This window comes from Actinomycetospora sp. NBRC 106378 (assembly GCF_030269685.1).
Classification (GTDB): Bacteria; Actinomycetota; Actinomycetes; order Mycobacteriales; family Pseudonocardiaceae; genus Actinomycetospora.
The window spans coordinates 139,511-158,902 of record NZ_BSTT01000009.1 but is presented as its reverse complement, the minus strand read 5'-3'; the positions used below and the strand labels follow the sequence as shown (position 1 = coordinate 158,902).

The window sequence follows — 19,392 nt, the reverse complement described above, 5'->3', positions numbered from 1 at the left end:
GCATCAGTGTCACTCGGGTGAGTGATCGCTGTCATCGACCGTAGAGAGCACACTCTGCGTGACACAAGACGCAGTTCTGCGCTGGATCTGTCACGGAGAGTACGAGCCGGACCTCACGGTCCGTGTGCGGATCAACCGCGGGGACGGATGGTCGCGTTCGGCAGCGCGGGGGCGTGCAGGCGTGCGGTGGAGCCGTCCCGGCCGACGTAGCCCGTGACGTGGCCGTACCGCTGCTCGGGGTCGTCCTCCCACGCGGCCCGGAACGACGCGATCTCGTCGTGAGAGCGCCCGACGAAGTTCCACCACATGACGATCTGCTCGCCGAAGGGCGTGCCGCCGAGCAGGAGGAGCCGGGCCGGCTCGTCGTCGGGGTTGGTGAGCTCGATCCGCTCGCGACCGGGCGCGAGGTAGGCGAGCTCGGCCGCCGCGACCGGGTGCCCGCCGATCGCGAGACGGCCGGTGTCCACGAGCACGCCGTGCTCGAAGGCGGGGTCGACGTCCAGGGTCACCGTCGCGTGCGGCTCGAGGAGCACCTCGGCGCCGAGCAGGGGGCTGAACGTCTCGACAGGGCTGCTGATCCCGGCGAGCTCGCCGAGGAACACCCGCAGCGTCGCGCCCACGAGGTCGACCGCGTCGGGGGCGTGGTGGGCGAAGGCGCGGGGGGTGTCGCGCTGCGCGTCGGGCAGGGCCAGCCAGAGCTGCGCCCCGTGCAGCACCGTGGTGTCGGGGGTGGAGACCTCCGAGTGGCACACGCCGTGGCCGCCGGTCATGAGGTTCAGCTCTCCGGGCCGGACGATGGCGTGCACCCCGTGGGAGTCGCGGTGCTCCACCTCGCCGGTGAACAGCCAGCTCACGGTGGCGAGCCCGGTGTGCGGGTGCGGAGCGACGTCCATCCCGCCCGACACCGACACGTCGTCGGGGCCGTAGTGGTCGAGGAAGCACCACGCGCCGATGAGCGAGCGCTGCCGCTGCGGGAGGGTCCGGCGCACCGTCATCGCCCGCGGCCCACCGAGCGGCACCTCGCGCGGGCTCAGGATCTCCACCGCGGCGTCGGGGGCCTCGCTGCCGTCGCAGAGGACCTCGTCGGGTGCCGTCTCGACGTTGCTCACCCCACGATCATCCCCCTCGTGGCGCCGTGGTGGCCAGCAGCGTCGGACGACGACCCGCCCGGGCCGTGGGCTGCACATCAGGCAGATCCGAGGGCGGGTCCGGCCGGCCTCACGTGCCCCCCGCGGTCAGCGCGCCCCTGGCCCGCTGCGCGAGGGGTACATCAGGCAGGTCTGCGGACCCCGGGACCTGCCTCATGTAACTCTCGCGGTCAGCACGGTCAGCACGGTCAGCACGGTCAGCACGGTCAGCAAGGTCGGCGAGGTCAGCGCACCTCCGGGTCGCCCTCGTCGAAGTCCGTGGTGTCGGGATCGGCCTCGTCGTCCGCGAAGTCGGCCCCGCGCACGACGTCGTCGCCGACGGGTTCGCGGACCTCCACCGGCACGCTCGCCACGAGGGCGCGCAGCCCGGCGGCGTCGAGCAGGTCGGCCGGGGTGACGGTGCGGTCGTCCCGGACGTAGTGCAGCGCCGCGCGGACCCGCTCGACGGGCGTGCCCGTGAGCGCCGCCCACGCCAGCCGGTAGGCCGCCAGCTGGACCGACAGGGCCGGCATCGCCTCCGGGCCGGGTGGTGCGCCGGTCTTCCAGTCGACGACCGTGGCCCCGCCGTCGGGGTCGGCGAACACGGCGTCGATCCGGCCGCGCACCAACGTGCCCTCGACCTCGGTCTCGAACGGCACCTCGACCGCCACGGGGCTGCGCGAGGCCCACCGGCTCGCGGTGAAGCGGTCCTGCAGCACGGCGAGGTCGGCGGCCGCCTCGGCGTCGTCGTCGGCCGCGTCGTCCGCCGCGCCCGGCAGCTCGTCGAACTCGAGCAGCTCGGTGCGGGCGAACCACCGCTCGACCCACGCGTGGAACTCCGTCCCGCGGCGGGCGCGCGGGTCGGGCGGGCGGGGCACCGGCCGGCGCAGCCGCCGGGCGAGCGCGTCGGGGTCGGCCGCGAGGTCGACGAGCTGGCTGACCGAGAGCTGCGGGGGCAGCAGCACGCGGGCGTGCCGTTCCCGGGTGGCGGCCCGCTCGGCGAGCAGCACGTCGACGTCGGCGGCCCAACCGTCCGTGTCGGGGTCGTCCGCCGGCACCTCGGCCGCACGCTCGCGAGCGGCGCGGACCAGCGCCGCGCCCTCCTCGACCGCCTCCCGTCGCCCGACCAGCGGGTCGATCGGCCACGCCTCGGCGCGCACGGTCTCGGCGAGCGGGTTGTCCGTGCCCTCCTCCGGCGGGTCGGCCCACGTGTCGAGGACCGCGCCGACCGTCCCGGCCAGGGTCCCGACCTCCTGCAGGAAGTCCGACGGCCCCCGCGGCGTGCTCCCGGACTCGCCCCACCAGTGGCCCGAGACCAGCAGCGTCCGCTCCGCCCGGGTGAGCGCGACGTAGAACAGGCGCCGCTCCTCGACCAGGCGCCGCTCGTCGAACTCCTGCTCGTGGCGGTCCAGGCGGTCGGTGAGCTCCTTGCGGTCGCCGACCCCGGAGACGTCGAGCGCCGGCAGGTCGGGCCGGTCACCGCGCAGGTCGACCGGCAGCGACGGGATCGTCGTCAGCCACGAGCCGCTGAGCTTCGGCCCCGGGAACACCTTGGCGCAGACGTGCGGCACTGCCACGACCTGCCACTCCAGGCCCTTCGCGGCGTGCGCCGTCAGGACCTGGACCCGGGTGCCGCCGAGCGCCGGATCGGAGGCGGCGGCCACGTCGACCTCCCCCGGCGTCAGGCCGTCCTCCGCGTCCTCGGCGGCGTCGAGGTAGGCGAGCAGCGCCGTCGGGGTCGCCGTGCCGCCGGAGGCCGCGGCGCCGCCGGAGAAGTCGGCGACGACGTCGGCGAAGGCGTCGAGGTGCGCCCGGCCCACCGCGCCGGGACGGGCGACCGCCTCGACGTCGAGCAGCAGGGTCCGCTCGACGTCGGCGACCAGGTCGACCAGCGGCGCCGTCACCCGGCGTCGCAGGCCCGCGAGCTCGCGGGCGAGCCGGGTGATCCGGGCGAACCCGGCGGCCGAGTAGCGCGCCGGGGGCCCGGGGTCGTCGAGCGCGTCGACCAGCCCGGCCCGTTCGGCGTGCTCACCGGGCAGGGCGTCGGCGATCGGGTCGGGCGCGGCGGCCGTCGGCAGGTCGGGCGGCGTGGGCGGGGCGGCGAGCTCGCGGGCGCGCCGCCACAGCGCGGCGAGGTCGGCTCCGCCGATCCGCCACCGCGCCCCCGTGAGCAGCCGGACCGCCGCGCCGCCCGCGAGCGGGTCGACGACGAGCCGCAGCGCCGAGACGAGGTCGCGCACCTCGGGCTCGTCGAGCAGCCCGCCGAGCCCGACCACCTCGACCGGCAGCCCCCGGTCACGCAGGGCCGCCGCGATCTCGGTCATGTCGGCACGACGCCGGACGAGCACCGCACTGGTCGGCGCCGGCTCGCCCGCGTCGAGCGCCGCCCGCCACCGGTCGGCCACCGCGTCGGCCATCCACGCGCGCTCGGCGAGCACGTCGGGGTGCAGCGCGACCCGCACGTCGCCCGGCGCGGCCCCGGCGAACGCCCGCAGCTCACCGACCCCGTCGAGGGCCCGCGGCTCGCGGAGCGGTTCGACGACCCCGTTGGCGAGGCCGAGCACCTCGGGCGGGTTCCGGAAGCTCGTGAGCAGCCCGAAGCGGCGCGCGGCCACCCACTCGCCGTCCGGGTCGGGCCGGGGGAAGTCGGTGACGAACCGGGGCAGGTTGGCCGCGCTCGCGCCGCGCCAGCCGTAGATCGACTGGAACGGGTCGCCCACCGCGGTCACCGCCGTGGCCTCGTCCCCCGCGAACAACGCCCGCAGCATGATCCGCTGGGCGTGGCCGGTGTCCTGGTACTCGTCGAGCAGCACCGCCCGGAACATCCCGCGCTCGGCCTGCCCCACCTCCGGGTGCTCGTCGGCCAGCCGGGCCGCGGCCGCCATCTGGTCGGCGAAGTCGAGGCACCGTTCGGCGCGCTTGCGGGCGGCGAGCTCGGCGACCAGCGGGAGCAGCGCCGCCCGGAAGCGCTGACGCTCGACGATCTTGACCAGGCTCTGCGGCACCGCGGCCTTCTGTCGCTTCGCCGGCGGGGTCGACTCGATCACCCGGCACAGCGCCTCGGTGTGCGCCTGCAGCGCGTCCGGGTCGGCCAGGTGCTCCCCCAGCTCCCCGGCCAGGGCGAGGACGTACTGCGTCACGGTGGTGGGGATCAGCGACGTGTCGAGGTCGCGGGCCCAGGAGGAGACCACGCGGTGGGCGAGCTGCCACGACGCGGTGGGCGAGAGCAGCCGGGCCCCGGGGTCGGTGGGCAACCGCAGCCCGTGCTCGGTGAGCAGCCGTCCGGCGTAGGCGTGGTAGGTCGACACGGTCGGCTCGAGGGTGCGCACCAGCACGCGACGCTCACCGCTGGGGTCGATCTCGTCCAGCAACGGGTCGGACGCGAGGCGGCGCAGCCGCTTGCGGATCCGGTCGGCGAGCTGCCCGGCGGCCTTGCGGGTGAACGTGAGCCCGAGGACCTGGTCGGGCGTGACGACGCCGTTGGCCACCAGCCACACCACGCGGGCCGCCATCGTCTCGGTCTTGCCCGAGCCGGCCCCTGCGGTGACCAGCGCCGACGCGAACGGCGCCGCGATCACCTCGGCCTGCTCGTCGGTCGGGCGCCGCAGCCCGAGCCGTTCGGAGAGCTCCATCGGGTCGATCAGCCCGCTCATCACGCCGGTCACGGCACCTGCCTCCCCGAGGTGTGCACGGGGCAGGCCGTGCGCACCGGACAGCGTGGGCAGGCGTCGTTCTCCTGCCCGACGAAACGCGGACCGGCGGTCAGGCGGGCCGCGGTGGCGACCTGCTCGCGCCAGTGCTCGACACCCTCCTCGTCGAGCGGCGGCTGCGCGCGGGTCTTCGCCTCGCCGCCGTCGCGCTGGAGGTAGATCAGCCGGGCGCCGCCCGGCACGGAGCGGGCGGCGGAGTCGGACGGCCCCGCGAGGACCTCGCTGAACGCCCCCAGCGCCACGGCGAGCTGGTACACCGCGAGCTGGGGGTGCTCCTGCGCGGCCGGGGCGCTGATCGGCGACTTGCCGGTCTTGACGTCGACGATCACGGGGCGGCCCCGGTCGTCCACCTCCAGCCGGTCGACCCGGCCCCGGATGGCGACGCCCTCGGCGAGCCGGGCGGCGACCGACTCCTCCACCGCGACCTCGGTCAGCTCCCGCCGCGACGCGTCGCGCCAGGACAGGAACGAGCGCAGCATCGACCGGCAGTTCGCCAGCTCGCGGCGGGAGAACCAGGGCGCCCCCGCGTCGACCGACGCCCACGCCACGTCCAGGGCCTCCCCGAGCTCCCGCTCGCCCGCCCCCTCGGCCGCGCGCTGCACGAGCGCGTGCACCAGCGACCCCGTGACCGAGGCCAGCGAGTCCGAGTCGTCGCCGCCGTGCGCCTGCAGCGCCCAGCGCAGCGGGCAGGTCAGGATCGTCTCGACCGCGCTCGGGCTCACCGCGATCGGTGCCCCGTCCTCGCGCAGCCGGTCGGTGGTGGACACCTCGAGCAGGCCGTACCACTCGTCGGGGTCGGCGCCGGCCACCCCGGCCTCGGCGAGCCGGGCCAGGTGCGCGGCGGCGCGTTCCCGCCGTGCCGGGTCAGAGTCGGGGTCGGTGACCGCGCGGCGCAGGTCGCCCACCAGCTCCGCGAGCACGAGGGAGCGGCGGGGCCGCACCCGCGGGCGCGGGGCGTCGTCGACCGACACCGTGGGCGCCACGTCGTCGAGGAACCGCGACGGCGTGACGTCCTCGGCCTCGACCGCCCCGACGTGGACGGCCTGCCGGGCCCGCGACAGGGCGACCGCGAACAGTCGCCGCTCCTCGTCGAGCAGCGGCACGCGGGTGGACAGCGCCGGGTCGTCGGGGACACCCGCGAGCACGTCGATCATCCGCTCGACGCCGAGCAGCGTGCCGCGACGGCGCAGGTCGGGCCACACGCCCTCCTGGACGTCGGGCACGACGACGACGTCCCACTCCCGACCGCGCGCGGCGTGCGCGGTGAGCAGGGCGACCGCCTCGCCGTCGGGTGCGCGGGGCGCGAGCGAGTCGCTGCGGATGCGCTGCTCGTCGACCTGGGCGACGAACCCGGCGACGGTGCCGCCCGGCAGCTCCTCGGCGTAGCGGCCGGCGCGCTCGACGAGGGCGACGACGGCGTCGAGGTCGCGGTCGGCCTGGGCGCCGGCCACCCCGCCGCGCTCGCTCACCGCGACCCAGCGCCGTTGCAGCCCGCTCGCCGACCACACCGACCAGACCCCGTCGGGCACGCTCTGCCCGGCGCGGATCGCCTCCACCGCGGTGGCGAGCAGCCGGGCGATCCGCCGCAGCGGCCCGACGTCGCCGTCGGGCAGCAGCGTGAGCCGGTCGGGCCGGCCGGCCAGGTGGTCGGCCAGCACGTCGACGATCAGCTCGTCGCTGGAGCGGGACTCCCCGCTCCCACCGCCCTCGTGCAGCCGCAGGAGGCCCCGGCGCAGGCGGCGGAGCCCGAGCGGCTCGGCCCCGCCGAGGGGGGACACGAGCAGCCCGAGAGCGGTGTCGGCGTCCAGCGCCTCGGCGGGCGGCGCGACGGCCGCCGCGGACGCGGCCCGCAGCAGCGTCAGCAGGGGCGCGACGGCGGGCAGGGCCGCGAGCGGTGTGTCGTCGGCGGGAACGGCGAGCGGCACCCCGGCGGCCAGCAGCGCCCGGCGCAGGGGCGGCAGCGACAGCGGCACCGACCGGACCACCACCGCCAGCCGCGACCACGGCACCCCGTCGACGAGGTGGGCGCGGCGCAGCGTGTCGGCCACCCAGGCCGCCTGGTGACCCGGCGTGGCGAACACCGAGACCGTGGCCGCCCCGCCCTCAGGGTCCTCCCCCGCCGGGCCGGTGCGGCGGCGGGCCGGACCGGTGCCCCGGAGCGGCTCGATCACCCGCGCCACCGCGTCGCGCACCGCCCGGGTGCCGCGATGGTCGACGTGCAGCACCGCCGTGGCGTCGCCGCCCGGATCCGCGTCGCGCAGCAGGCCCGGCGCGGCACCGCGGAACCCGAGCACGGACGAGTCGGGGTCGCCCGCCAGCAGGTACGTGGTGGCGCTGCGCCCGAGCACCCGGCCGAGCTCGAGCTGCTGGGGATCCATGTCGTGCGCGTCGTCGACGACGAGGTGCCGGACGGCCGCCTGCTCGGCCTCGAGCAGCCCCGGGTCCTGCGCGAACGCGTCGAGCACCGCCGCGACCAGCTCCGCGGCGTCCAGCGGCGGCGCCGAGGCGAGCGGGTTCGCGGAGCCCGCGGCCGCCCGCAACAGCGTGACCTCCTCGTAGGACTGGTAGAAGCGCGCCGCCGCGACCCACACCGCGACGTCGTGCTCCTTGCCCAGCGCCCGCAGCTCCCGCGGCCCGAGCCCGCGCTCGGCGGCACGCAGCAGCAGGTCCCGCACCTCGGCGGCGAACGCGGGCGCCTCGAGGGCGGGCGCGAGCCGGGCCGGCCACCCCGAGGCGCGACCCACCCCCGCGGCCTCCCCGGCGAGGAGGTCGCGCACCATCGCGTCCTGCTGGGCGCCGGGCAGCAGCCGCGGCGGCGCCTGGTCCTGTCGGGCGGCGTGCCGGCGCAGCACGGCGAAGGCGTAGGAGTGCACGCTGCGCACCAGCGGCTCGCGCGCGGCGGTCAGCCCGCCGCCCGCCTCGCCCGCCAGCACCCGCCGTCGGGCCGAGATCCGCTCCCGGAGCGCGGCGGCCGACCGCCGGTCGCCCACCAGGACGAGCGACCCGGCGTCGGGGTCCGCGTGCAGCAGCCGCGCCACCCGCTCGGCGAGCAGCGTCGTCTTCCCCGTCCCGGGGCCGCCGAGGACCCGCAGGAAGCCCGCGCGGTGCTCGAGGACCCGCCGCGACCCGTCGTCGAGCAGGAGATCGGCGGGCAGCCGCGTGGCCGACCGCAGCAGTCTCGGAGCCGACTCGACCGTCATGTCCCCGAGGGAACCACGACCCCCCGACAGCCTCGGGCACGGGCGCACATCTTCAGCTCCGGGTGCGTGTGGTCCGCGGTGCCCGCGGGGATCCTGGCGGTACACGCGGCCCGCGGGGGCGCCGCCCCGTCGTCCTGCCCGGGAGCGCCGTGCCACCCCTCGTCCGCAGTCGTCGCGCGCCGGCCCCGTCGGCGCATCCGCTGCCGGCGGCGTCGGAGGCCGCGCCGATCCACCCGCTGCCCGCGGCACCTGCGGCGCCGGAGACCGCGGCGCCGAGAACCACGGCGCCGGAGACCACGGCGCCGGAGACGGCCGAGCCGGAGACCGCTCCCGGCGGCACCCGGCGGGCGGTGCGCGCCCGACTCCGCGGCGTGCTCAGCTCCGCCACGAACCCGTCCGGCGACGCCGGGGTCTACGGGGTCGAGCTCCTCGGACGTGGCGGGCTGATCACCTACGGGGTGCTGCACCTGCTGTTGGCGGGCCTCGCCGTCGTCCTGATGCGCGGGAGCAGCACCGTGCACGCCGACCAGCAGGGCGCGATCGCGGTGATCGCGGGGATCGGACCGGTCGGCGCGGCGCTGCTCGGGCTGTCGATCCTGGGGCTCGTCGCCTTCGGGGTGTGGCAGACCCGGGCGGCCCTGGTCGGTTTCCGGTGGGTCGAGGGCGGCGAGCGGTTCCGCAAGCGCTGCGGGGCCGCCGGCAAGGCCATCGCCATGTTCTCGATGGCGTCGCTCGCGTTCCCGCCGGCGATCGGTCCGTTCCGGGGGCCGCCGCCCGGTGGTCCGCCCGCCCCGTCCGCCCCGCACGGGGTCAGTGACCTGGTCACGAGCATCTTCGCGCTCCCCGCCGGGCGGGTCGCGGTCGGCGTGGCCGCCGCGATCGCGCTCGGGATGGCCGTCGGGATGTGCTGGACCGGACTGAACGCGACCTACCTCGGCGACCTGCACGCGGCGCGGCTGACCCCGCGGCTGCGGGTGGTCGCCCGGATCGCGGGGACCTACGGCAACCTCGCCCGCGCCGCTCTCACCGGCTCCGTCGGGATCCTCTTCGCGGAGGCCGCGATCACCGGCGACGCGCGGCACTCGGGCGGCTTCACCCAGGCGATGTGGTTCATCGAGGGCGCCGGACCGTTCGGCACGGTGGCCCTCGTCGGGGTGAGCGGGGGGCTCGCCGCCTACGGCGTCTACTGCTTCGTCGACGCCTACGCGCGCCGGGCCTGATTCCTCAGCGCCGGGGCACGACCCCGGTCGACCACAGCGCGACCGCGATCGGCACCGGCTGCGCGAACAGCCGCAGGAACCGCGTGCGGTCGGAGTTCAGGCCCAGCCCGTCGCGACGGTGGCGCCACTGTGCGACGTTGCCCGGGAACACGGCGGTGAAGAACAGGGCGGCGAGCGTCCCGACCCGCCGGCGCTGCGACGGGAGCGCCGCGAGCGCGGTGCCGAGCGCGATCTCCGCGACGCCGGAGAGCACCACGGTACGGTCGACCTCCAGGGGCACGAAGTCGGGCACCTGCGCCCGGAAGCCCCGGCGCGCGACGGTCAGGTGCGAGAGCCCGGCGCCGGCCAGGAACGTGCCGAGGCCCACTCGTGCGGCGTCCTGCAGGGGCGTGGTCGTCATGGCCGCCGGATGCCCCCACGGGCCCGCGGCGCACACTCCGGGCGCAGACTCCGGGGCGTGGACGAGGAACGGCACGAGCGGATCCGCGCGGTGGTCGCGTCGATCCCGGAGGGCTCGTGGTGCAGCTACGGCGACGTCGCGGCCGCCGCGGGCGAGAAGTCGGCCCGGGTGGTCGGCACGGTCCTGCGCGAGGACGGCGCGGACGTCCCGTGGCACCGCGTGCTGCGGACCACCGGGATCCCGGCGCCGCACATCGCCGTCGAGCAGATCCGGCGTCTGACCCTCGAGGGGGTCCTCGTCGTCGACGCGCGCGCGGCGAAGGACCAGCGACACGTGTTCCCGGAGCCGGAACGAACGGGTCGTTCGTGCACCTAGAAGCCACGAACGGGTCGTTCGTTCCGTTCGAGGCCCCCGACGACGGGTCTCAGCCGACCGGCTCGGTCGGCGCCGGCCGGAGCAGTTCGAGGACCCACACCCCGAGCCCGACGAGGGCCGCCACCGCTCCGAGCGTGCACACCCCGACCCAGCCGACGGTGGCGTAGAGCCCCGACGTCAGGGCCGACGCGATCCCGCCGCCGATGAACGCCGAGACCAGGTAGGCGCTGGTCACGCGGCTGCGGGCGTTCGGGCGACGGGCGTAGATGGCGTGCTGGTGGCTGATCTGGAGCAGCTGCTGGGCGAGGTCGAGCACGACGATGCCCGCGATCAGCGCGACCAGGGACGCGCCGCCGAGCGCGAGCAGCCCCCAGCTCGCGAGCAGCAGCACCAGGCCGACCGTCACGGTTCGCCGCCCGTGCCCGCGGTCGGCGAAGCGGCCCGCCCAGATCGCGGCGAGCGCCCCGGCGAGGCCGGCGAGCCCGAACAGTCCGATGACGCCCGACCCGTAGGAGTAGGGCGGTGCGGCGAGCAGGAACGACAGCGCTGTCCACAGGATCGTGAAGCAGCCGAACCCGACGCCGCCGAGCAGCATCCGCCGTCGGACCAGGGAGTCGTGGCGCACGATCGAGCCGACCGAGGCCAGGAGCGACGGGTACGACGCCTCGGCCGCGACCGCGACCTTCGGCAGCGCGAGCCGCACCAGCGCCGCGAGTACCACCATGACGACGGCCGCGAGGACGAACACGAGCCGCCAGCCGCCGATCTCGGCGACCAGACCGGCGACGGTGCGGGCGAGCAGGATGCCGACCAGCAGCCCGCTCATCACGGTCCCGACGACCGACCCGCGGTTCGCGTCGTCGGCCAGCGACGCAGCCATCGGCACCACGATCTGCGCGACCGCGGAGGTCACGGCGACGATCGCCACGGCCCCGAGCAGCACCCCGAGCGTGGGTGCGGCCGCGGCGCCCAGCAGCAGCACGCCGGTGAGCGCGAGCAGCGTGCTGACCAGCCGGCGCCGCTCCAGGATGTCGCCCGCGGGCACGAGGAAGGCCAGGGCCAGCGCGTAGCCGATCTGCGAGGCCGTGACGAGGTAGCCCGCCGTGCCCTCGCCGACGCCGAAGGCCTGCGCGACGACGGGGAGCAGCGGCTGCGCGTAGTAGATGTTCGCGACCGCCGCGCCGCACACCACGGCGAGCAGCAGCACGGTGGGTCGGCCGAGGTGGGTGGGCGGGGCCTCCGCCTGGGCACTCATCGTTCGCCACCCTAAGCAGTCCGCGCGGCCGGTCGCGCCCGATCGCGTGTCACGTCACCGGTGCTGCCGGCGGCTGCCGCCGTGCCAGTCCTCGACGATCCCGGTCTCGCCCGCCGCGACGCCGAACGCCGGGAGCTGCGGGCGTTCCCGCAGGCTGCGCTTGAGCTCGGCGAACCCGGGGAAGCTCGCGAGCCCCACGACGTGGTCCCACAACTCCTCGGCCTGCTCCTCGGTCGGTCGGCGGCTGATCACCGGCCCGAAGAAGGCGAGCCCGTCGGGCGGCGCGATCTGCATGAGCGGGGTGCCGACGTCCTTGCCCACCAGCGACAGCGCCTCGTCGGTCTCGGCCTGGATCGTCGCGTCGTGACGGTCGTCGTCGAGCGCGTCGGCGAGGGCGGGGTCGAAGCCGGCGGCCTCCAGCACCGGCACGACGAAGTCCCGGGTACCGCGGCGCTCCCGCTCGCTGGAGTGCTCGGGGACCTCGCCCTGCTCGAACACGGCGTCGCCGAGGTGCTCGTAGAACCGGCCGACGGCCTCGTCGCCGTGGGCCTCGCGCACCGCCGCGCACACCCGCAGCAGCCGCAGTCCCGCGGTGTGCCCGGCCTCGTACTCCGGCGGGAACTGCGCGTCGTAGTCGACTCCGGCGTTGAGCAGCCGCAGCGAGATGAACTGCCACTGCACGGTCAGGTCACGCCGACGGGCCACGGTGCGGACCCAGCCGCTGGTCAGCCAGCAGTAGGGGCAGACGGGGTCGAACCAGTACCGGATGTCAGGGGTGGTCACGGCAGGGGTGTACCCACGGGGCGCGTCGCACCTCGTCGGTCGCGGCGTCGAGGAGCGCGAGCGCGGCCCGGCGGCACACCTCGCCGGCCTTCGCGACGGTCAACCCCCGGACGTCGGTCAACACCACCACGGCCTCCCAGCCGATGACGACGGCGAGCGCCGAGACGAGGTCCTCGAACGCGTCGGCGCCGAGGACCTCGCGCAGCGGTGCGAGGGCCGCCTCGATCCACCCGACGCGCCGGTAGCCGCGCCGTGGCGCCCCGTCCTCCTGCGGGCTCCACCCGGCCGTCAGCGCGACCAGGCGGCGACCCAGCCCCAGCGAGGTGCCCATCGTGGCCACGACGGCGTCGACGAGTGCGATCACCCGGGCCCGGACGTCGTCGGCCGGTGCGGCCTCGAGCGCGGCGTCGACGTCGCCGGACAGGCTGCCGAGCACGGCGTCGAGCAGGAGCTGGTCGAGGGTCGGGAAGTGCAGGTAGACCGTCCGCCGCGAGACCTCGGCGACCGCCGCGATCTCGGCGACCGCCGGCGTGCGCGCGGGATCGGCGGCGAGCAGACCCGCAGTGGCGTCGACGATCGCGCGGCGCGTCCGGCGGCGCTGCGCCTCCCGGGTGTCCATCGGGGCTCCTTCTTGACGACGGAAGCCTCAGTGTACGACAGTGCACTCACTGCACAGCAGTGCACTCAGAGAAGGAGCCCGTCATGTCCGTCACGTTCGTCAACTGCTTCGAGGTCCCCGCCGGTCGCGAGGACGACTTCTTCGCCCGCTGGCAGGACGTCAACGCCCACATGCGCACCCGGGCCGGGTACGAGGGCCACCGCCTGTACCGCTCACTCGCGCCCGACGCGCGGTTCCGTTTCGTGAACGTGGCGCGCTGGGCCTCGCCTGCCGCCGTCGCCGCGGCACACGACGAGGAGTTCCGGACCCTCGTCAGCGGGCCGGAGTGGGCCGAGGTCGCCTCGACCCCCGCCGTCTACGAGCAGGTCCACGCGGGCACCGCGCCCGACGATGTGGCCGGAGCTGCCACTGGATGACAGCAACGACGTCCTGTCACGGCGCGGCGGCGTACTCCGCCAGGTGCCGCGCCGCGACGGCGTCCCAGGTGTGCGAGGCGGCCAGGGCGCGCCCGATCGACGTGCGCGCCGGGGCGCCCGGGTCGTCCCCCGCGAGCACACCCCGGAGCTCGGCGGCGAACCCGGGAGCGTCCGCCGCGAACCGCACCGCGCCCGCGAACACCTCCCGCAGCACCGGCAGGTCCCGCGCGACGACGGGCACCCCGGCGGCCAGCGCCTCCATGGCGGCGAGCCCGAAGCCCTCCTTGGTCGAGGGGAACGCGAAGGCGGACGCGCCGGCCACGAGCCCGGGGAGCTCGTCGTCGGGAACGGGCCCGAGGACCACCGGCTCCACGCCCAGCGACGCCGCGAGGGCGAACACCTCGTCGCGGTAGCCGCGGTAGTCGAAGAGGGTGTCGCCGCCGGCGATCACCAGGGGCGCGTCGACGTCCGCCATCGCCCGGACCAGGTCCACGGTCCCCTTGCGCGGCTCGATGCCGCCGACCGACAGCACGTAGCGCCCGAACCGGGCCCGCCACGGCTCGCCCGCGCCGGCCGCCTCGGCCGCGGCGAACCGGGCCGCGTCCACCCCGTTCCCGACGACGGGTGCGGTCCGGTCCCAGCCCGCCGCCACCTCGGCGGCGACCGACTCGGAGACGCAGAGCAGCTGCGCGGGCCGCACCAGGGCGCGTTCGTGGCAGGCGGCGAGCGACGGCGTCGTGAACTGGTCCAGGTGGTGCACGGTGCGGACCAGACCCGCGTACCCGTGCGCCGCGCCCTCGGCGTTGGCGGTGAGGCAGTCCTGGGCGTGCCGGACGTCGACCGGACCCGCCTCCGAGAGCGCTGCGGTCAGGAGGGAGATCGAGCGCAGGATGCGGTCGCCGACCGACTCGCCGTCGAGATCGGGCACCCCGACGAGCCGGATCGGGACGGCGACGTCCCGGAAGAAGGAGGTGTCGCCGCCGCGCGCGAGCGCCCACACCTCGACGTCGTGCCCGGCCCGGCCCAGCGCCTCGGCCAGGGCGAGCGTGTGGACGACCCCACCGCGGGGCTTGGTGGAGTAGGTGGAGAGCCGGATCCTCACGAGTACGCCGAGGGCCGTCGTTCGTCGAGGTGGTGCAGGACGGCCCGCGCGGCGTCGACCATCGCGGCGGGGTCGACCTCGGCGACGGCGAGGCCGCCCTTGGACCAGGTCCGCGCGAGGATCTCCCCACCGGGCCCGACGACCTTCGCCCGCCCCAGGAAGTGCAGCGCGCCCGACCGCCCGCTCTGGTTCGCCGACAGCCACAGCACCTGGTTCTCGGCGGCCCGCGACTGGTCGTAGAGGTCGAACAGCCGGGCCTGCCGGTCCTGGGCCATGCGCGGCGCGCGGTTGGTCAGGGAGGTCGGCCACGCGGAGAGGCAGGCGATCGTGGTCGCGCCGTCGAGCGCCAGCGCCCGGGCCGACTCCGGGAACGTCTTGTCGTGGTCGATGAGCATCCCGAGGCGCCCGACCGGGCTGTCGAAGGCCGAGAACCCGCAGCCCGGCGTGAACAGCTTGGCCACGCCCGCCGGCTGGTGCACCTTGCGGTGCCGACCGAGGATCCCGTCCCCGCAGAGCGCGACCGCGGCGTTGTAGAGCTCGCCACCGGGCCCCCGCTCGCAGTACCCGAGGCACACGACCATGTCCTCGGCGAGGTCGATGACCGAGCGCACCGCGTCGCCGTTGGGCTCGAGCGCGGGCGGCAGGTCCACCGCCTCGAGGTCGTCCGGGCGCAGGTCGGTCACGTACCCGCCGAGCGCCCCGTCGGGCAGGGCCAGCAGCCGGACCCCGGCGTCGCGCGCGTGCGCGACGATGACGCCGATCCGTTCGAGGTCGAACTCGAGGTCGCGGGTGAAGTGGGCCGCTGCGGCGGCGATCCGGAGCACGGGGCCCGGGCCTAGGCCGGGACCGACGTGTAGCTGGCCTCCCGGCGGTCGCGCAGGTGGCCCATGAAGCGGCGGGCGTTGTCCACCGCGTCGTCGACGTCGATCGAGGCGACGGCGAGTCCGGCGCGGGTGCCGGTGGTGTCGAGGACCTCCCCGCCCGGGTCGACGACCTTCGCGCTCGCCACGAGCTGCATCGAGCCGAACGTCCCGGCCTGGTTGGCCGACACCCAGACGATCTGGTTCTCCAGCGCCCGGGCCCGGTCGAACAGGTCGAACCGACGGGTCCAGCGGTCGTCGGCGAGCACCGGAGCCCGGTTGGTCCGCGAGGCGGGCCAGGCCGACATGCACACCACGATCCGCGCGCCGTCGACGGCGAGGGCCCGCGCGGCCTCGGGGAACGCCTTGTCGTAACAGATCATCATCCCGAGCCGCCCGACCGGGGAGTCGAAGGCGGCGAACCGGTCGCCGGCCGCGTAGGAGTTGTTCTCGTTCAGCGGCTGGTGGACCTTGCGGTGCCGGCCGAGCACGCCGTCGCCGTGCACCGCGACCGCGCTGTTGTACGGCCGCCCGCCGGAGGCGGCGTCGCCGCGCTCGCAGTACCCGGCGGTGACCACGAGGTCGCCCGCGAGGGCCACCAGCCGCGCGATCTCGGGCCCGTCGGGGTCGAGCTGCGGCGGCACGTCGTCCGGGTCGTCGTGCAGCGAGGACAGGTAACCCCCGAGGGCGGCCTCCGGCAGCGCGAGCAGGTCGGCGCCGGCGGCGCGGGCCTGCCCGATGAGGCCCTCGATCCGCCGGAAGTCCTCGTCCAGGTCCCGCACGAAGCCCTCGGCGGCAGCGGCGAAGGTGAGCGTCATCAGGCCCTCCCGAGTCCGGTCACGGTGTCCGTGACCGCGGTTGTGGTCGCCCCGTCGGGCCAGCGCAGCGTCACGCCCGCGCCCTCGACGAGTTCCCCGCACGCCTGTCCGACGGCGGGTCCCGCGGCCGGGAGCGGGGCTCCCGGCTCGTCGGTGGTCAGCAGCGCGAAGCCGGGGAAGCAGGTGAACCAGTCCGCGACGCCCACCCCGTCGGGTCGCGGTACCGCGGCCACGTCGAGGACCGCGCCGGTGCCGCTGGCCTCCGCGAGCATCCCGAGGGTCCCGACGAGGCCCGCCATGCTGACGTCCTTGGCGGCCGCCGGCCGGTACGCGGCGTCCGGTCCGATCGCCCCGACCATCGCGCGCAGCTCCTCGGGGCGGCGCCGCGAGGTGGTGTCGAACTGGCGACCGGTGTAGCCGGGCCGCCACCCGCCGTCCAGATCCACGGTGAGGCGCACCTCGTGCCCGACCCGACCGCCCCCCGCGGGGACGGGGCGGGACGTGGTGCCGAGCGCGGTGACCGCGAGGGAGGCGGGGACGTCGACCGTGGTGTGCCCGCCGAGGACCGGCACACCGTAGGCCTCGGCCGCGGCGCGCATCCCGCGCAGCACGCGCCCGACGGACCTGGCGTCGGTGCCGCCGACCGCGTCGAGCAGGCCCACGGGGCGGGCGCCCATCGCGGCGAGGTCGTTGAGGTTGACCAGGACGGAGCACCAGCCGGCCCATTCCGGGTCGCGCTCCACCATCGCGGGCAGGATCGCGTCGCAGGCCGCGACCATGTCCGTGCCGGGCACCGGGGCGCCGTCGTCGCCGACGAACCCGGCCGGGGCCAGGCCCGCCACGAGTCCGGCGAGCGGGGCCTTCGTGGCGGCGACGAGCCGCTGGATCCGGTCCATCGGGCGCCGCATCCGCACGTGGTCGACGCCGCCGACGGTGCGCGACGGGGCGACGGTCTCCCAGCCCAGCCGTTCGAACAGCCGCCGGTTCGGGGTCTGGACGTCGGCCTCGAAGCGGAGCACGCCCGCCGTCTCGGCGCGGGCCACCGCGGCGCGGACGAGCGTCGCGCCCACCCGCACCCCGGCCCGGCGCCGGCCGTCGACGTCGACCGCGAGCCGACTGCCGGTCCACCAGCCCAGGTCGGGCTCGCCCGGCCGGGCGGGTCCGAGGCGCACGCCGCCGAGGACGCTGCCGTCGGCGTCGCGGGCGACGAGCACGATCGCCCGGGGGTCGGTGTCGGTGTCGTCGAGGTCGTCGTGGGCGAAGACCCGCTGCTCGTCGACGAACACCGCGCGGCGCAGGGCGCGGTGGGCGACGACGTCGGGGTGCGACGCGTCCGCGGCGGGCGCCTCGGAGATCGTGACGTCCCGGGGGCGGCGCACCAGACCGCCGAGGATCTCCTCGGCGGCGGAGAGTCCCCTCCCCCGTGACAGGAAAGCGTCGTTGCCCTCACCGGACGGCAGGACAGCCACATCGTCGAGCGGCGGCGCCATCGGATCAGCCCCCCGCCGCGGAGAGGGCGGAGCAGGCCCCGCAGGCCGCGCAGCCGGCGGCCTGGTCGGCGCCCCGCATGCCGGCCGCGCGCAGGGCGGCGGCCACCCGGGCGGTGACGTCGGCGAGGAGGGCCGGGTCGGGTGCGGGGTCGCCGTCGGCGAACGCGAGCGTCCCGGGGATCGGGCGGTAGGGGACGACGAAGGGGTAGACGCCCGCAGCAATCAGCTGCTCGGCGCCCGCGACCAGCTCGTCGGGGTCCTCGCCGAGACCGACGATGAGGTAGGTGGACACGGCGTTGCGGCCGAAGAGGCGGACGCTCTCGTGCCACGCCGTCCAGTACTGCTCGAGCGGGACCGTGGCCTTGCCCGGCATCCAGCGGCGGCGGACGGCGTCGTCGAGGGACTCGACGTGGATGCCGATCGCGTCGGCCCCGGCGTCCTTGAGTGCCCGCAGCGCGTCGAGGTCGTCCGGCGCCGGGGGCTCGCACTGCACCTGGATCGGCAGGGCCGGCACCGCGGCGCGGATCGCCGCGGTGCACCGCGCGAGGTGGCGGGCGCCGCGGTCGCGGCCGTTGCTCGTCCCCGTCGTCATGACCATCTGCCGGACGCCGTCGAGCCGCACCGCGGCCTCGGCGACCTCGGCGAGCTGGGCGGGCGTCTTCACCGCGGTGGTCGCGCCGGTGCGCAGCGACTGCTCGATCGCGCAGAAGCGGCAGCGGTCGGCTTCGTCGTAGCGCACGCAGGTCTGCACGACCGTCGTCGCGAGCACGTCGTTCCCGTGCAGCCGCGCGATCTGCTCGTAGCGGACGCCGTCGGCGGTGGTGAGGTCGTAGAAGGCGGGCCGGGCGACGGTGTCGACGGCCACGCCGAGGTCGGTGATCCCGCCGTCGGGACCGGTGCGCACGATCCGGCCGTCCCGGAGCCGGAAGGGGCTCGACGGGTTGATCGGCAGGGTGGTCTTCAGGCCGTCGACGAGCAGGTGCCCGTCGTCGGAGGGACCGGCGCCGCCGGGGCGGCGCAGCGGGATGGTGGAGCCGAGATCGACCGCGACGCCGCGGACTGCCACCTCGGAACGGACGTCGAGCCCGGAACGGGATTCGGCGGGAGCGGACAACGCGGGGACCTCCTCGATGTGCGGCGGGCCGCAGGTGAGCACTAATCCGTGCCTGAGCACGGATTAGTGCTCACCTGCCGGAGGCACCTAGAGCTGGTAGGTCGAGTTGATGATGGCGCCCTTGCGCGCGTAGTAGATGAGCGCGTCCTGGACGTCGAGCGGGTGCGTCGGGATGATCCCCTCGATGAGGTCCTCCTCGCGGGCACCGTGCAGCGAGAGCCCGAAGCGGCAGCAGAACACCTTGCCGCCCTCGGACATGAACGTCTTCAGCTGGTCGTTGATGTTGTGCTCGCCGGGGAAGGCCGAGGTGCCCGTGGTCGGGAACCCGCGGGTGGCGAGGCAGTTCAGCGAACCGGGGCCGTAGAAGTACATGGCCGACTCGAAGCCCTTGCGCAGCGCCCGCGTGGCCTGCAGGACCGCGACGAAGCTGACCGAGGACTCGTGGGCGATGCCGTGGACGAGGGTGAAGTAGGTCTCGCCACCCTCGGCCTGCAGGTCGGGGAAGACCTTGGTGCCGCCGTAGATGCTGGAGCCCTCCGGCAGGGAGGGGTGCGGGATCTCCTCGAGGCTCTTCTGCTCGACGTCGGACAGTTCGGCCGTGGTCATGCCGTTCTCCTTCGAATCTGCGGTGGGCGGAGCGATCTCGGGTGACGCCGGTGGAGCGGTGTCCGGAGCCGCCGCGGGGCTGCCCGCGGACTTTCCGGTCACCTTCTGCCGCACCGTCGCCCAGAAGCCGGGCACGATGACCCCCTGGTGACGATCGGACCGGGACTACGGGACCGGGTCGTCGCTGTCCCGGACGTCGTGCTGCCAGAGCACACCAACCGCCTGTTTCCCGGTCATTTCCACGTGACTACGAAGACGTCACCGGTCGGGCCGTTCGTGACGTGCGTGTTGCGAAAC

16 protein-coding genes are annotated in these 19,392 nt (G+C 75.8%); 3 read left to right on the top strand and 13 right to left on the bottom strand.

The window, feature by feature from the left end; all coding sequences use genetic code 11:
- Positions 1-131: 131 nt before the first annotated feature.
- From QSK00_RS20100 to QSK00_RS20090, 3 genes are all read right to left on the bottom strand, one after another.
- A complete protein-coding gene (locus QSK00_RS20100) occupies positions 132-1,109 on the bottom strand; it encodes a pirin family protein (RefSeq protein WP_285593372.1) in 978 nt (325 codons plus the stop codon).
- 263 nt (positions 1,110-1,372) lie between these two features.
- Entirely contained in the window at positions 1,373-4,780 is a 3,408-nt protein-coding gene (locus QSK00_RS20095; protein WP_285593530.1) for an ATP-dependent helicase, read from the bottom strand.
- Positions 4,781-4,788: 8 nt separating this feature from the next.
- The gene (locus tag QSK00_RS20090) at positions 4,789-8,037 is read right to left on the bottom strand and encodes an ATP-dependent helicase (RefSeq protein ID WP_285593370.1); all 3,249 of its coding nucleotides are present in this window, start codon (positions 8,035-8,037) and stop codon (positions 4,789-4,791) included.
- 149 nt (positions 8,038-8,186) lie between these two features.
- Between QSK00_RS20090 and QSK00_RS20085 the strand changes: the two genes are divergently transcribed.
- Complete coding sequence (locus QSK00_RS20085; RefSeq protein ID WP_285593368.1) at positions 8,187-9,257, top strand: DUF1206 domain-containing protein; 1,071 nt, start codon at positions 8,187-8,189, stop codon at positions 9,255-9,257.
- A gap of 4 nt (positions 9,258-9,261) precedes the next feature.
- Here QSK00_RS20085 and QSK00_RS20080 read toward each other — a convergent pair whose 3' ends face one another.
- Entirely contained in the window at positions 9,262-9,657 is a 396-nt protein-coding gene (locus QSK00_RS20080; RefSeq protein WP_285593364.1) for a DoxX family protein, read from the bottom strand.
- A gap of 57 nt (positions 9,658-9,714) precedes the next feature.
- Here QSK00_RS20080 and QSK00_RS20075 point away from each other — a divergent pair, with 57 nt between their 5' ends.
- On the top strand, positions 9,715-10,032 hold the full coding sequence (locus QSK00_RS20075) for an MGMT family protein (protein ID WP_285593362.1): 318 nt from the start codon (positions 9,715-9,717) through the stop codon (positions 10,030-10,032).
- Between the two features lie 49 nt (positions 10,033-10,081).
- On the opposite strand, the gene QSK00_RS20070 is transcribed toward QSK00_RS20075, so the two are convergent.
- The 3 genes from QSK00_RS20070 to QSK00_RS20060 are packed head-to-tail and all read right to left on the bottom strand — an operon-like array spanning position 10,082 to position 12,689.
- Positions 10,082-11,287 carry an MFS transporter gene (locus QSK00_RS20070; RefSeq protein WP_285593356.1) on the bottom strand — a complete coding sequence of 402 codons (1,206 nt, stop codon included), beginning with the start codon at positions 11,285-11,287 and terminating at the stop codon, positions 10,082-10,084.
- Positions 11,288-11,341: 54 nt separating this feature from the next.
- A complete protein-coding gene (locus tag QSK00_RS20065) occupies positions 11,342-12,070 on the bottom strand; it encodes a mycothiol-dependent nitroreductase Rv2466c family protein (RefSeq protein ID WP_285593354.1) in 729 nt (242 codons plus the stop codon).
- Complete coding sequence (locus QSK00_RS20060; RefSeq protein WP_285593352.1) at positions 12,057-12,689, bottom strand: TetR/AcrR family transcriptional regulator; 633 nt, start codon at positions 12,687-12,689, stop codon at positions 12,057-12,059. Before QSK00_RS20060 ends, QSK00_RS20065 begins: the two co-directional genes overlap by 14 nt.
- Before the next feature lie 83 nt (positions 12,690-12,772).
- Here QSK00_RS20060 and QSK00_RS20055 point away from each other — a divergent pair, with 83 nt between their 5' ends.
- Positions 12,773-13,105 (top strand): antibiotic biosynthesis monooxygenase family protein, encoded by a 333-nt coding sequence (locus QSK00_RS20055; protein WP_285593350.1) that lies wholly within the window; start codon positions 12,773-12,775, stop codon positions 13,103-13,105.
- Between the two features lie 16 nt (positions 13,106-13,121).
- Here the strand turns inward: QSK00_RS20055 and QSK00_RS20050 are convergent, their stop codons facing one another.
- The 6 genes from QSK00_RS20050 to QSK00_RS20025 form a co-directional block, all read right to left on the bottom strand.
- Positions 13,122-14,207, bottom strand: coding sequence for an MSMEG_0565 family glycosyltransferase (locus tag QSK00_RS20050; RefSeq protein ID WP_285593348.1), 1,086 nt, complete (start codon positions 14,205-14,207; stop codon positions 13,122-13,124).
- Complete coding sequence (locus QSK00_RS20045) at positions 14,204-15,031, bottom strand: carbon-nitrogen hydrolase family protein (protein ID WP_285593346.1); 828 nt, start codon at positions 15,029-15,031, stop codon at positions 14,204-14,206. The genes QSK00_RS20050 and QSK00_RS20045 overlap by 4 nt, the downstream gene beginning before the upstream one ends.
- Before the next feature lie 11 nt (positions 15,032-15,042).
- Positions 15,043-15,885 carry a carbon-nitrogen hydrolase family protein gene (locus QSK00_RS20040; protein WP_285593344.1) on the bottom strand — a complete coding sequence of 281 codons (843 nt, stop codon included), beginning with the start codon at positions 15,883-15,885 and terminating at the stop codon, positions 15,043-15,045.
- Positions 15,885-17,375 (bottom strand): MSMEG_0567/sll0787 family protein, encoded by a 1,491-nt coding sequence (locus tag QSK00_RS20035; protein WP_285593342.1) that lies wholly within the window; start codon positions 17,373-17,375, stop codon positions 15,885-15,887. The genes QSK00_RS20040 and QSK00_RS20035 overlap by 1 nt, the downstream gene beginning before the upstream one ends.
- A gap of 4 nt (positions 17,376-17,379) precedes the next feature.
- Entirely contained in the window at positions 17,380-18,441 is a 1,062-nt protein-coding gene (locus QSK00_RS20030; RefSeq protein WP_285593341.1) for an MSMEG_0568 family radical SAM protein, read from the bottom strand.
- Between the two features lie 135 nt (positions 18,442-18,576).
- Positions 18,577-19,095, bottom strand: coding sequence for an MSMEG_0572/Sll0783 family nitrogen starvation response protein (locus QSK00_RS20025; RefSeq protein ID WP_285593340.1), 519 nt, complete (start codon positions 19,093-19,095; stop codon positions 18,577-18,579).
- Positions 19,096-19,392 lie beyond the last annotated feature (297 nt).

Bases quoted from the DNA above. Each gene is read 5' to 3' on its own strand.
- QSK00_RS20095 (WP_285593530.1), bottom strand. From the start codon at position 4,780: ATGAGCGGGCTGATCGACCCGATGGAGCTCTCCGAACGGCTCGGGCTG.
- QSK00_RS20090 (WP_285593370.1), bottom strand. From the start codon at position 8,037: ATGACGGTCGAGTCGGCTCCGAGACTGCTGCGGTCGGCCACGCGGCTG.
- QSK00_RS20080 (WP_285593364.1), bottom strand. From the start codon at position 9,657: ATGACGACCACGCCCCTGCAGGACGCCGCACGAGTGGGCCTCGGCACG.
- QSK00_RS20070 (WP_285593356.1), bottom strand. From the start codon at position 11,287: ATGAGTGCCCAGGCGGAGGCCCCGCCCACCCACCTCGGCCGACCCACC.
- QSK00_RS20060 (WP_285593352.1), bottom strand. From the start codon at position 12,689: ATGGACACCCGGGAGGCGCAGCGCCGCCGGACGCGCCGCGCGATCGTC.
- QSK00_RS20055 (WP_285593350.1), top strand. From the start codon at position 12,773: ATGTCCGTCACGTTCGTCAACTGCTTCGAGGTCCCCGCCGGTCGCGAG.
- QSK00_RS20040 (WP_285593344.1), bottom strand. From the start codon at position 15,885: ATGACGCTCACCTTCGCCGCTGCCGCCGAGGGCTTCGTGCGGGACCTG.
- QSK00_RS20035 (WP_285593342.1), bottom strand. From the start codon at position 17,375: ATGGCGCCGCCGCTCGACGATGTGGCTGTCCTGCCGTCCGGTGAGGGC.
- QSK00_RS20025 (WP_285593340.1), bottom strand. From the start codon at position 19,095: ATGACCACGGCCGAACTGTCCGACGTCGAGCAGAAGAGCCTCGAGGAG.